This is a genomic window from Colwellia sp. MB02u-9 (assembly GCF_014077085.1).
Lineage (GTDB): Bacteria > Pseudomonadota > Gammaproteobacteria > Enterobacterales > Alteromonadaceae > Cognaticolwellia.
The window spans coordinates 243,679-257,137 of sequence record NZ_JACGVF010000100.1 but is presented as its reverse complement, the minus strand read 5'-3'; the positions used below and the strand labels follow the sequence as shown (position 1 = coordinate 257,137).

Annotated in this window: 13 protein-coding genes; 6 read left to right on the top strand and 7 right to left on the bottom strand. The window is 38.8% G+C overall.

From position 1 onward, the window contains the following. Positions 1 to 231: 231 nt before the first annotated feature. Both H4J65_RS17280 and H4J65_RS17275 read right to left on the bottom strand, forming a co-directional pair. A complete protein-coding gene (locus H4J65_RS17280; RefSeq protein ID WP_182198931.1) occupies positions 232 to 2,232 on the bottom strand; it encodes a CHASE domain-containing protein in 2,001 nt (666 codons plus the stop codon). Positions 2,233 to 2,630: 398 nt separating this feature from the next. Beyond that, positions 2,631 to 3,302, bottom strand: a complete 672-nt coding sequence (locus H4J65_RS17275) for a tRNA (adenine(22)-N(1))-methyltransferase TrmK (RefSeq protein ID WP_182198930.1) — start codon at positions 3,300 to 3,302, stop codon at positions 2,631 to 2,633. Between the two features lie 533 nt (positions 3,303 to 3,835). Here H4J65_RS17275 and H4J65_RS17270 point away from each other — a divergent pair. From H4J65_RS17270 to H4J65_RS17245, 6 genes are all read left to right on the top strand, one after another. Continuing rightward, positions 3,836 to 4,354 (top strand): flavodoxin family protein, encoded by a 519-nt coding sequence (locus tag H4J65_RS17270; protein ID WP_182184297.1) that lies wholly within the window; start codon positions 3,836 to 3,838, stop codon positions 4,352 to 4,354. A gap of 135 nt (positions 4,355 to 4,489) precedes the next feature. Further along, entirely contained in the window at positions 4,490 to 4,963 is a 474-nt protein-coding gene (locus tag H4J65_RS17265; protein WP_182135917.1) for a Dps family protein, read from the top strand. Between the two features lie 717 nt (positions 4,964 to 5,680). Next, the gene (locus H4J65_RS17260) at positions 5,681 to 5,947 is read left to right on the top strand and encodes a hypothetical protein (RefSeq protein WP_182135916.1); all 267 of its coding nucleotides are present in this window, start codon (positions 5,681 to 5,683) and stop codon (positions 5,945 to 5,947) included. Positions 5,948 to 6,015: 68 nt separating this feature from the next. Next, positions 6,016 to 6,471: a large conductance mechanosensitive channel protein MscL gene (gene mscL, locus H4J65_RS17255; RefSeq protein ID WP_182198929.1), complete on the top strand. Its 456-nt coding sequence runs from the start codon at positions 6,016 to 6,018 to the stop codon at positions 6,469 to 6,471. A 609-nt stretch (positions 6,472 to 7,080) separates the two neighbouring features. Beyond that, complete coding sequence (locus tag H4J65_RS17250) at positions 7,081 to 7,830, top strand: PRC-barrel domain containing protein (RefSeq protein ID WP_182198928.1); 750 nt, start codon at positions 7,081 to 7,083, stop codon at positions 7,828 to 7,830. Positions 7,831 to 7,952: 122 nt separating this feature from the next. Continuing rightward, positions 7,953 to 9,323, top strand: a complete 1,371-nt coding sequence (locus H4J65_RS17245) for a lyase family protein (RefSeq protein ID WP_182198927.1) — start codon at positions 7,953 to 7,955, stop codon at positions 9,321 to 9,323. A 192-nt stretch (positions 9,324 to 9,515) separates the two neighbouring features. On the opposite strand, the gene H4J65_RS17240 is transcribed toward H4J65_RS17245, so the two are convergent. The 5 genes from H4J65_RS17240 to H4J65_RS17220 form a co-directional block, all read right to left on the bottom strand. Continuing rightward, positions 9,516 to 10,148, bottom strand: a complete 633-nt coding sequence (locus tag H4J65_RS17240) for a trimeric intracellular cation channel family protein (protein ID WP_182135912.1) — start codon at positions 10,146 to 10,148, stop codon at positions 9,516 to 9,518. Between the two features lie 20 nt (positions 10,149 to 10,168). Further along, positions 10,169 to 10,561: a rhodanese-like domain-containing protein gene (locus H4J65_RS17235; protein ID WP_182198926.1), complete on the bottom strand. Its 393-nt coding sequence runs from the start codon at positions 10,559 to 10,561 to the stop codon at positions 10,169 to 10,171. A 218-nt stretch (positions 10,562 to 10,779) separates the two neighbouring features. After that, entirely contained in the window at positions 10,780 to 11,760 is a 981-nt protein-coding gene (locus H4J65_RS17230) for a cobalamin biosynthesis protein (protein ID WP_182198925.1), read from the bottom strand. After that, positions 11,760 to 12,470 carry a 5'-methylthioadenosine/S-adenosylhomocysteine nucleosidase gene (gene mtnN, locus H4J65_RS17225; protein WP_182198924.1) on the bottom strand — a complete coding sequence of 237 codons (711 nt, stop codon included), beginning with the start codon at positions 12,468 to 12,470 and terminating at the stop codon, positions 11,760 to 11,762. The genes H4J65_RS17230 and mtnN overlap by 1 nt, the downstream gene beginning before the upstream one ends. Positions 12,471 to 12,729: 259 nt before the next feature. Continuing rightward, positions 12,730 to 13,395 carry a DUF2726 domain-containing protein gene (locus tag H4J65_RS17220; RefSeq protein ID WP_182135908.1) on the bottom strand — a complete coding sequence of 222 codons (666 nt, stop codon included), beginning with the start codon at positions 13,393 to 13,395 and terminating at the stop codon, positions 12,730 to 12,732. Positions 13,396 to 13,459 lie beyond the last annotated feature (64 nt).

The following is a 13,459-nucleotide window of genomic DNA, read 5'->3' as shown; positions in this document are numbered from 1 at the left end:
TGACAGCAAATAATTTCTTGATGCTTATAGCCAGAAAACAACTCATCCGTTTAATAGATACACTTAATAAATACTGTATTTCAGGCGGCGTTCGCCGCACCTTTTTATACAGTGAAGATGAACTCAGTGATAAAATCTTTGAACGCAGGCATACTGGGCTGTGTTCATTATTTTGTCGCGCAGCAAAGAAAAATTTGTTGTTTGGTTTTCAATTGTTTGATTTTTCAAGCTTTAAAAATCTCCAAAAATCATTACTTTATTCCGTCCTCTTTTCTTTGCCTCATACATTGCCTTATCGGCGCACTCCATCAACAGAGCTTGCTCTGTTGCATGCTGAGGATAAATTGCCACACCAATACTTGAGGAAATAGTCAGCAGCTCATCATTATCCATGACAAAATCATTTTCCAAAGTTATTCGTATTTTATTGGCTACGTCCTCGGCGTGCTGATAAATAGTAGGGAGAATCACTACAAACTCATCCCCACCTAAACGTCCAACGGTGTCGGTAGTGCGCAAACAAGCTTGAATACGGTTGGATACTTCAATTAATAACCAATCACCAACATGATGGCCATAGCTATCATTTATTTGTTTAAAGTCGTCTAAATCAATAAAAAGAATAGCCATATTTTTTTCATTGCGATCAGTAAAAGCTATCGCTTGTTTTAATCTGTCATTGATCAAACGACGATTAGGAAGCTGGGTTAACTGATCATACGAGGCTTGCTTATTAAGACGTATTTGCAGGTTTTTTTGCTCAGTAATGTCATAATTTACGCCAACAATTCGAATCGCTCTACCAGCATGGTCAAAAGAGGTTTTTGAGACCGCTTTAATATAATGCACTGAGTTATCTGGCCACAAAACACGAAATTCGAGGCTATATTCTCGCTCATTTCTAAGCGCCGCCTGTATTTCACCGTCAACATACGCTTGGTCGTCTATATGTATTCTGGAAAACCATGCCTGTTGTAAATTTTCAACGTTTGACTTGTCTATATCATATAATCTGTACATGACAGAGTCCCAATTCAAAATGTTATTTTTAACATCCCAATCATAAATTCCGACAATTCCAGCTGAAGCGCCTGCTTTTAATCGGTCGATCAATACTTTTGATTCCGCGCTTGCCTCGCGGGCTTTTGTACTGCTACGGGCAATATTTAGCAGTACAAACAGTAAAAGTAGCGATAAAGTTGTGCCAGTAAAACCGATTAATGTAGCTAAGTTGTTTTTAAGAATACTTTCAAAAACGTAGGTGCTGCGAAAGTGTAGAGTCCAATTTCGGCCTGGAAACTCAATGGTTTTAACAACAGAAAAACGCGGTGTAAATGCTTTTATATCAGGATTAGAGACAGAGTCTGGCTTAATTTTGGGGCTGTAAAGGAGATCTTCTATCGCTTGTGAATCTCCGTCATATATTGAAAAATTTATTTGGTAATTTTTAGCACTTAAGAGAATGCCTTCAATCAGATCATCCATGCGAAATGGGCTGTATACATAGCCGATGAGTTCTTTTTGGCGCTGGGCTATGTTTTCAATGGCTGCTCCGTTTTGATATAAAGGGAGATACATGAGAAATCCATTCTGCAAATCATGGTCACTTTCCTGAACCAGCTTAACCTTAGCGGAAAGTGCGACATTACCATTATCGCGAGCAATGTCCATGGCGATATGACGAGACTTTTCTGAGTACATATCGTATCCAAAGGCGCGCTGATTTCTAGCTGTGAATGGCTCAAGATAGAGAATGCTACTGTATTGTTCACGCAGACCTGCTGGAAAAACATTAAATTCATTAAAGCCTTCTAGCCTCAGTGCATTGACAAATATGTCTTTTTCTTTTGGCTTCAACATAACAGCATAACCAATACCTTGAATGCCAGGCCAACGTTTATCAACTTCTAACTTGGTGACATAATCATGAAATTCTTGACGACTGACATGAGTACTGGCTTTAAATAATCCTATACCGCCGCGCAGGACTTGCTCATATCCTCGCATACGTTGTTCGATCGCTTGAAGGGTTTGGGCGACCTCAAAGGTGAATAAGTCTTGAGTATGACGTTGATGAGATTTGTTAGTGAGCGACCAAGCAATATAGGTTACAGACAAACTTAATAAAAATATCAGCCAAGGGGAGTAAGTACCTCGAAAAAAGGCCAGCAAATTTTTTCTATTTGGCGCCCTGTCGGCATTATTTTCTGTGTCGGTAAATTTACTTGCCATTAAAGTCTCCCACTAAAAAGTCCCCCACTAATTTTTTCAAAAATGTGTACGATTCACTCTGAACAATCAGTGCATTATAAATTGAAATTGACAGTATTAAAAGACCAAAGCACATATCTGAACTATTCGAGAGCTTTGATTTTGCGGGGTTTAACCTTAAATACCTGATTGTTGGAACCGGTCTTTGACCAAGAAAGGGTGGTTTTTAAAGTGTTAGGTATGGGTTTTATTCTGTATTTATAGACGCTATATCTATAGGGTCTAGCTTTAGGGTAAAAGTGAATGGTTTTTATATAAACAAGCTTATTTCAATGACCATGCCAGCGATGATGCACAGGAGAAATGACCATTCGCTTTTTCCACTGGGCTCAAGCTGTTAAAGCACTAAAATAGGGGTGTTAGGTTTTGCTATTATAAGCACTAATGATATGAGCAATATCTACTGTGCTTCCTTGTTGAACTCGCTTGTAATGCTTGAGTGTTTTATCTAAATACTGTTTCACGACACTTGCTTGTTCAGCGCTAACTGATTGCCAAATGTCATGACCTACAGGGCTAATTTCTTTATGAGTATCGCTTGTTGATGAAACCAATATCACTTCATAGTAGCGGCGATTATCTTTAACTAACACTTCATTTTTCAAACTGAACTTTAGCGCGATTAATTTTTCACGTAGTGCAAATTGTTGGTTGACCGGACAGAGCAAAAAATCAATCTTCATGTCGGGATGTTTTTGCTGAATAGCATCAATGAATTGGATCATTAAGTCACCGCCAATACCCGCAATGATGACTAAGTGTTTGCCTTGGTATTGTTGCAAGGGTAACTTGGCGACATCAAGACAATGTGTTTGCCACGCTGAAATCGAATATGGGAAAAACTCTTGTAGCTTACTTTCTATTGCTGTTATTAGCTCAGGCACTATATCAACAAAATGTATATTTTGGCCCGCTTGTCGAGACAATAAACTTGCCCCTAAAAAGCCGTGATCACAGCAGCAATCCCAAATGTGGGTATAATCCGCGGTTACCATTTGCTCAATATGCTGTAATCTTTTACTGAGTTTCAATTAAATAGCCTGTATTACGATTGTAAATGAACGCATTGTAATGGTTTTATTGCTTTTTGCGAAGTTGAAAAAACAACTAAACTTAACTCAGGCATCGACAATTAATTGAGCAACATCCAACCCTCTACTGGCTTGAATCAACCAGTAAAATTAGGCGTTTTTTTGATAACTACCGCCAGTAAACAGGTAGTAGATTAATCTTTAGCGCTGACTATTACGGTATTGATTCTGCGCTTGCCAGACCTTTATTTGTAGTAAAAATAAACTCAGTAGCACAATTTTCAACAGCGTTATTATGGGAATAAAAATAAGTGCTAAGCCTTGAAATAACCTGTCGTTATTGATGTCTGCGTTTAATACAAAGGATTGATGCGGTATCTAAAGCAATAAAAACTATGTTATCGTTATTGTCGCTAACATAGTTCTTTAGTTGTTTAATCGACTAATTACCGCGCTAGTTATTAACTAACCCACAAGCTTGTAAGTTAGCTTTATGAGGGGTTTTTCTGTCTATATTGTCAGCAGGTTTGAGCATGAATAAAACTATTGCGCTAATAGGTAGTTCGAGACGGGATGGCAATACAGGGAAATTAATTGATCTAATTGCGGGTCAATTACGTATTGAGGTTGTAGATTTAGCATTAAAGAATATTTCACCTTTTGATTATAATCATAAAAATTGTGGGGATGATTTTTTACCCCTTATGGATAGGTTATTGAAATATGAAAATATAGTTTTTGCCTCACCGGTATATTGGTTTGCTATGAGCGCTCAAATGAAAATATTCATTGATAGAATGTCTGATTTGTTGTCTGTACAAGCCTTAAAAGATCAAAGGCGTGCATTAAAAAGTAAAGTAGGTTATATCGTGTCGACTTCAAGCAGTGAAGTGATAGACCATTCTTTTATGAATTCTTTTACAGATACATTTGAATATTTAGGTATACACTATGGTGGTTTTGTCCACTTGGACTGTAAAAATGGCTTTGATGTATTAGTGGCTGAAAAGGCTGTTAAACATTTTGTTAATAAGCTAAACCAAACCGTATGAATGGCACAATGTAATTTACTCAAGCGGGCGCTAAACAGTTGGCTAGTGGCCGTTTTTCGCAATTATAGCCAGCTATCTTTCGCCGTTTAGTCGGCGTAGGTATGATTTTCACTATGTTCAACATGAGGAAATAAAATGACAGATATAAATATTGGTATAAATAAAGAAAATAGAACAGAAATTTCAGATGGTTTAAAGCAGCTTTTAGCAGACTCTTACACGCTATATTTACAAACACATAACTTTCATTGGAATGTAACTGGCCTACAATTTCGTGAATTACATTTAATGTTTGAAGAGCATTACACAGAATTGGCCATTGCTGTCGATGATATTGCTGAACGTATTAGAACACTTGATGTGCCAGCACCTGGTACTTATAAAGAGTTTGCAAAACTTAGCTCGGTTAAAGAAGTAGACGGAGTGCCAAGCTCAGCTGAGATGGTTGAATTGCTCACTAAAGGTCACGAACAAGTGATTAAAACTTGCCGTAAAGTCTTAAAAATTGCCCAAAGTGCTGATGATGAATCAACGGCATCGCTAGTTTCTGACCGTATGCGTATACATGAAAAAACAGCTTGGATGCTAAGAGCGACTACAAAAGCATAACCCATAAGACATAAGACATAAGACATAAGCCATAATAATAGGTGTCGCACAGTCGACACCTATTCGACGGCTTACCAACCCAATACTCTTCTTTGTTTAGTTAATAATGTCATGTTAGCCCTAGGCTAAAAGCATTAGCATGAGTCATCAAATTAAACACTATTATACCAATCTCATTAATTATCTGATCATTTTTACTGGTTAAAATAACCCACTACTGCGTTATTTATTTAATAATTAGAACAACTAGTGATTAAAATAAATGCCTTATATTTGGCCATTTTTCCTGCGTATAAAGTAGACCACCTAATTAATGAAATTGCTATTAGTGTATTCATTGTTTAGCTCCGCTCTTAGATTCAAATAGTCAGTGACTCTCTTAAATCCTGATGAATGTTAGGAGCACAATAAATACCTCACTTCACTAACCTCAAATCACTAACCTTATAGCCAACAATTTATCAGCGATTGCCGGTGGGTGTAATTTACGCCTATAAGTGCTTTAAAAGGATAAAAAAAGTCGAGTTTCTCTCATGCTTGGTTTATATTTAAGCCACTATATTTCACTCGTTAATAGCAGTATTTTGCTAGCAAGCATCAGATGAGTATTGTGTGGTGATATCAATAAGGTCACTGCTCATGATTCTTTCGCGTGAACTTAATTGATTTATACTATTAAAGCCTCGCATTTGCGGGTGTTAACCTAAGGAGTTGGTAATGCCGACAAATAAACATAAACGAAAAACAGCTGCTCATGCTAAACCTAAAGCAGCAAAATATGCACTATCATCTCGGTTGATAACGCTACACCCAAAAGCTTTTATTTCCGTAGGTTTGTGCTTTGTTGCATTAGGCTTATATCTTTTGGCTTTTGAAGCTAAAAATAATGCCATGTTTGGTGTCGCTATGTTGTCTCTTATTGCGGGCACAGCAACCACAATTTACGCGAACTTTGCTATGCCGAAGAAAAAGCAGACAAAGTGAATGTTTAACGGTTAACTATTGATATCACTATTGATATAACGACAGTTAAGCATTAAAACTGAGGCAATATGAAGAAAATATTTGCGGAATATAAAGCCTTTGCTTTGAAAGGCAATGTGCTAGATATAGCTATTGGTATTGTCGTAGGCGGCGCTTTTGCTACCATTACCAGTAGTTTAGTGGCTAATGTTATTGCGCCAACCATAGGTTTATTTACCAGCGGCGTTGATCTGGCCGATTTGTTTTTTGTGCTAAAAAATGGTGTGCAGGGTGGTCCATATCTCACCTTAGTACTTGCCAATAAAGACGGTGCGGTAACGCTCAGTTATGGTTTGTTTATTAATAGTGTCTTCAGTTTTATTATCGTGTCTTGGTTTGCCTTCATCTTAGTTAAGGGCATTAATCGTATAAAAGACGCAGAGTCAAAGCAAGTAGACAAGGCAACTAAAAATTGCCAATTTTGTTATTCAGTTATCAATATTAAAGCGTCTAAGTGCCCACAATGCACAGCAAACTTAGGATAAATTTACAATTTAAAGCTACCTTACTATCCCCTCGATTTTTTGCCCATGATTGTTTTGCTCTGGTTGAATTACGTGAAAATCGAATACGGTTTCGCGTCAATGCCTAGTGGCTAAACGCCACGCCATATATCAACAATAATCAGGCGAGTCACTGAACAAGGTAAATAAAGCTATTCCCGTTATAGCCTGATTATTCATCACTAACACACTGGCGTGTTAAGTTTAATAAAATGACATTGCTACTGAACATATTAGTCACTGCCGCTATGACTTTTAACCCATAGCTTTGTCAGATAAAACTCAATCCGAAGCTGTTAAATGTTTGTGTTGACCATTGACTTTTAGTTAGTGTACTAATTGTTTGTTTTGGTGGGTTTAAATTTATATCTAAGCTTTTATAGGTTATTTTGTTTTTATATTCAAATAAATAAAGTTTGAACTATAATTATAGTATGTACTCGAAGCGATATAACAAGCAATTTTGTTATATATAACGTAAGGAACTTGTACGCAAATCATCGTAAATTATTATCGGCGTATGAGAGCGAAAATTCTGACGTTTTGATGAAAATTAATTGTTAAATATAACGAACAAAGATGGAGAAAGTGATGTTAGTCAATTTGGAAGCGCTAAATGGCAGTACTATTCATGCAGTAGATGGTGAAGTTGGGCAGGTAACCGATGTGTATTTTGATGATAGACACTGGACCATAAGATTTATGGTCGTTGATATTCAACCTTGGGTACCCTTAAGTGAAAAAACCTTAATAAGCCCTATATCATTGCTTGAATACGACATTGAAGCGCAGCAACTTAACGTGTCTATAACAAAAGATAAGGTTAAGAACAGTCCACAAATCGATGAACACGAAACAGTTTCCCGTGAGTTTGAAAAGAGCTATTTTGATTATTATGCTTATGGTTACTATTGGGTGGGGCCTGGAGCATGGGGTGAATACGCGTACCCAATGGCTTTGGTTAATCCCAACACATTGTCAAAAGATAGCAGCGAAAGTGAAGATACTAAAACTAGCAATCATCTTCGTTCAACCAATGAGATTACGCATTACGGTATAGATGCTCTAGATGGCAAAAAAGGTTATATCAAAGACTTCATTTGTGACACCGATAGTTGGTCTCTGCTTTACATTGTGGTTGATACCCGTGATTGGCTACCTGGCGGCAAAAAAGTACTGATCTCTCCAAAGCATTTAGATAAGTTAAATTGGCAAGAAAAATCGGTTACCTGTAATCTTAATTTTGAGCAGATACAAGCATGTCCAGAATACAACGAAGACAAATTGAATGATGTTGAGTATCTAGCAGAAGTTAAAAATAAACTCATGTTCAATAAGTAGTCAGATTAACTATATTCTCACAATAATATGCCTATTATTACATAGGCATAAAGTCAGTCGACGAAAAATTTTCAAGCTACTATTCTCAAGCTACTATTCTCAAGTAATTAAAGGATAACTAAATGCAAAAAAATGACGACAATAAAACCTCTAAGAGTGGCGAGATAACCGATATATTATATGGCAGTGAAACGGCCAAAGCCCTGACTAATTTTACCATTAGCGAGCTAAAAATGCCGCGGGCCTTTCTTTGGGCACTAGCGACAATAAAAAGCGCCTGTGCACAAGCTAATCAAGAGTTAGGGCTGCTTGATGCCGATAAATCTGCTGCTATTCAAGTGGCTGCCAAAGAAGTGGCTGACGGCTTTCACCTTAATCAGTTTCCCATTGATGTATTTCAAACCGGCTCGGGCACCAGCACTAACATGAACGTGAATGAAGTTATTGCCTCGTTAGTCAAGCGACATAGTCAGCAAAAAATTACTCTTCACCCAAACGATGACGTGAACATGGGGCAAAGCTCTAATGACGTTATCCCGTCATGTATCCACTTAAGTGCAGCAAAGCTTATCTCTGATGAATTGTTACCCTCACTACAACATTTGAGCGATACCTTGGATGCAAAAGCAAGTGAACATCACAACACGATTAAAACCGGCAGAACGCATTTAATGGACGCTATGCCATTGAGTTTCGCTCAGGAAATAAGTGGCTGGAGCAGCCAAATTAGTTATGCACATGACCAGCTTAAAAATAGCTTACCTAGCTTGTGCAAACTGGCTATTGGAGGCACGGCTATCGGTACAGGTGTTAACACACATCCTGAGTTTGCTGCGATTGTAACGCGGGTATTAAGCGAAAGAACTGGGTTAAAATTGAGCCCCGCGGATAATTATTTTCGAGCTATAAGTGCTCAAGATACAGCAGTGCAGATCAGTGGTCTGCTCAAAACTACAGCGGTTAGTTTGAGTAAAGTCAGTAATGACATTCGTTGGTTGAGCAGTGGGCCGTTAAATGGCTTAAATGAATTACAGCTACCTGAACTACAAAAAGGCAGCAGTATTATGCCTGGCAAAGTTAACCCGGTGATCCCTGAAGCGGTACTCATGGCTTGCACTCAGGTAATTGGTAATGACACCACCATTACCTTGGCAGGACAATCGGGCAATTTTCAACTCAACACCATGTTACCGTTAATTGGCCATACTTTACTGCAAAGCATTCAGCTATTGAGTTCAAGCAGCTCGGCACTTGCTGATAAAGTGATCAAAGACATGCAAGTTAACCATACAATGATCAATGAAAACTTGCTAAGAAACCCGATACTGGCAACTGCACTAACAAATTTGATTGGTTATGACAAAAGCGCTGAAATAGCCAAAAAAGCGCATCAAGAAAAAAGAACCGTATTAGATGTTGCGCTAGAGCTAACCGATATTAGTGAAACCGAGCTTATTGCATTACTCGATCCTAAACGGCTAACAGGCGGATAAAATTGAATATAAGGGTTAGGCGAAACAATTAGGCGACAAGGTTTATTTCCCATAGCCGATTAATAGCATGCTACAGGCTGATTTTTAACTTGGTCTATAAGGTTTAACTTAGGTCTAGGGGTTAATGCTGAGTGTAAATTTTTTAGGTGAACTAAGCTCGTTGTTAACTTAGTTCACTAGCGATAATTAGCGCTATTTCTTACTGTCTTCTTGCTCAATTATATCAAAAGCCGGTAAGGTCACGCGCCAATAAATTGCCGCTAAACGTAACGACAATGCGCCCATTATTGAGCCAATAATAGCGATATGCTGGGGTAAGTCAACATATAGCAATAAGGTATATAATGTACCCCCTAAGATAGCGGCGGTAGCATAAATTTCTTTTCTTAAAATCATCGGAATTACATTACACAAGACATCGCGTATCATGCCGCCAGCGACGGCTGACATTGTGCCCATAACAATAGCGACAGGAACTGCTGCACCTAGGCTGAGTGCTTTTTCGGTGCCTAATACAGCAAATAAGGCTAAACCAAAGGCGTCTGAAACCAATAAAAGTCGTTTGGGAATGCGTTTTGGGCAACGAATAAAAATAATAGTCAGTAGCGCAGTAGCCAAAATCACATAAAGATAAACCGGATTTTCGACCCAAAATACGGGTGTTTGTAAAATCACATCGCGAATGGTGCCACCGCCAATCGCGGTCACCGCAGACAGCACCACCACACCAAAGGGGTCAAGTTTATAGCGCCCGGCCATTAATGCCCCTGAAAAGGCAAAAACAATAATGCCGAATAGATCAAGCCGATAGAGTAATTCTGACATTTGTTAAAGTACTTATTTGGTTATTTTATTAGAGGTAAATCTGCAGCTTGCCAAGCATTCATATCGCCATCGAGATGGCGAAGATCACTAAAACCGGCAGCCCGTAAGTCATTTTCAGCACTGAGTGCACGACGGCCTGATTTACAATGCACCACGACAGTTTGATCTTTCAAGGTGATAATTTTATTAAGATTGGCATTAATTTGCTTATGGCTGATATTGATCGCGCCTTCAATATGGCCTTCGGCAAACTCTTCAGCCGTACGCACATCTAATATCACGGTTTTATTCGCAGGCGTTGCCATTAAGGTTAACAATGCTTGCTGTGAAATAGTGGTGGTTTGCTCAGCAAAAGTAAAAAGCGAGAATGCGCTCAATAAAACAGCTAATGTTGTGGTGATAAATTTCATCATAAATTCCTATAATCTAGTAAAAATATAGCCTCTACTTAAAGTGACGTATTTTAAGCTGACTTGTGTTTTAGGCTTGATAGTTTAGCAAAATTGCGGTGATAGCAAAGGCTTTTAATCGCCATTTAATCGTCATTTAACATGGCGAAAAGCTGTTATAGCCATTGGTATTATGTCATCTGAGCTTGAATGACTCGGTATTAGACTTGAAATTGAAACACTTACTTACCCTGACCAGCAACAGAATAAGAAATAATGGCTAATAGCATCAGCAATAAAATAAACAGGTATAATGCGTAATTTATCCGTTTGCTGGCATGAATAATGTCAGTGGCTTGCGGTTGTCTTGCGTGGTCATTAAAACTGGCTTTACGGACTTTATCACCATTATACATAGCGACACCGCTCAATTTTATTTCTAAACTTAAGGCCAGTACATGCAGTAATATGGCGTTGTTGGTTTGGAAAAACTTGCCCCGGATTAAACGCCAATACAGTAAGGTGTTTTGGCCAACTGTGCCAAGTAAAAGCAGCAAGGAAAATAAGCGTGACGGTAACCACTGCAGTAGTGTAACGATATAATTTACTGCCGCGCCAAAATGGGAAAAACGCACAAGTTTTATATTCCAAGCATAATGCATTTCAAGTAATAAACGAAAAGTTAATGCCGCCAATGGACCAAACAGCAGATAATAAAAGCCAACGCAAACCAGTAATTGTGAGCTACGTAGCACTTGCATCTCAATACAGGCTTTACTCACGCCTAACGGCGATAGTTGCTGGGTATCACGTAATAAATAGGGCGCTATTTTTTGTTTTGCTTGGTAATGGTTATTGGCAACTAACTCTCGTGCCACCCCTTTGCAGGTTTTAGTTAACCCGAAGCTGCCTAATGCAAAGTAAAGTAATAACGCCTGCCAAAGCCAAGGCACTTCAATAAACATTTCAAATAGCGATAAAATCGTCATTAATGGCACTAAAGTTACTAAAATAGCGATTAAGCCTGAAATTTTTTGTTGGCGTGGACTACTACTTTGTTGATTCACTTTGTCGGCAAGGCGCTGACAGTAAAAATTGAAAAAAGCTAACGGTTGCTGAGTAACAAACTGACTGATCAATGCTTTTAACGCTATGAGCAATAATAGCGTTATAGCGGCAGAATACAGCTCTGAGCTGGTTAGTATATTACTCAGGTTTGCCATTAGTTTAGTGTTGTACCTTTTAACGCATCTAACATGCTAATGACTAACTTAGAAGAATTAATCGATGCGGTTTCTAGGTAAGTTTCAAACGAGCTTGGCGACTCTTTGCCGGCAATATCAGACATTGAGCGAATAACCACAAAAGGAATATTAAACTGATGGCAGGTATGGGCAATAGCGGCTCCTTCCATTTCCACTGCCGCCATAGTGGGGAAATTAGCTCTAGCTTTGGCAATGTCTTCATCTTTAGTCATAAAGGTATCACCTGTGGTGATTAAGCCAACCAAAGTTTGCACATTATCAAGTGAGCTTATACCCACTTTTGCCGCGGCAACAAGTTCAGGGTGGGGAATATAGGCCGGCGGGTTAGCCGGTAATTGACCTATTTCATAACCGAAAGCGGTCACGTCAACATCGTGGTAACGCAGCTCTGAGCTGATGACAATATCACCCACTTTAAGTGCTTGGTCAAAACCACCAGCAGAGCCGGTATTAACCACGTAATCGGGCTGAAATTTATCAATAAGTATCGCGGTTGCTAAGGCGGCCGCGACTTTGCCAATACCTGATTGCACAATAACTACGTCAGAGCCATTTAACTGCCCTTGATAAAATGTGTATCCAGCATGCGTGGATGTTTGGCCATTGACTAACTTTGCTTTTAAAATTGCAACTTCTGGCTCCATTGCGCCGATAATGCCTGCTTTCATTAACTTTTATCCTGTAAAGATTTTAGCGAACAGATTTCGCCAAGGTTTATGGGCGGATTATAGCGCGACTTGCGCATAAAATCTTTTAACAATATTTGAAAATAGCATAGCGCTTATCAAGTCTTGCGCCTTCAGCTGATTTCTTCGCATAACGCTGAAATCAGCGCTTTAAGTGGAGTGGGTAGTTATCAACAAAAAAGCAGACAACAATGTCTGCTTGAGTTTTATTTAGCACCACATACCCAGGCAATAAATAAACTTAGTGGGGTAATGCCGCGACTTGAGCAGAAGAAACCTGTCTAGCCATGGCGGGCGTATCTTTTGCCAACATTGCTTGCGCGGCTGAAGAGGTGAATACACCGGATGGTTTTGGACGAGCTTTCACTAAAGGCGCAGGAATAATTCGACCTTTGACTTTTGGTGCCTGTGTAGGTGCATTATTACCTAATATCCGGCTATTAATACAGCTGCGAATTTCATCGATAGTGTAATTGGCTTTCACTTTTATACGAATATGTGGAATGGCTGCTGCTTCAAGTGTACCGCTAACAAACCAGTCTTTTTTAATCTTGTAGCCTTTACCTTGGGTGTCAACTAAATCAATGACGCCGAGTAATTTCATGCTATCGCGTTCACAAATAACAAAATCTAAATATTTACTATTCGCATTATTTGTTGCCGTTTGGCCTGCTCGATTTGATACGCCATTGCGAATGCTAACAATATCGGCAAGTTTAACGCGATTAATAATGCGATACCTTGAGCCCATTGCTTGCTCAACCAGGTTTTGAAAGTTTTTTTCTGCGGGCGTAAACAGGGCAGTTTTACGATCGAAAGGAAAAGGGAAACTATTATCATTTAAGCGGCTAACAAGCACACCAACAATAACAATTAGGCTGATCATGGCAAATAGAATGAGTTCCATATACATCTCCGGCAGTTCAATTTTTTGACGTTTATCTTAGTTAGCTAGATAAAGCAAAAAATGA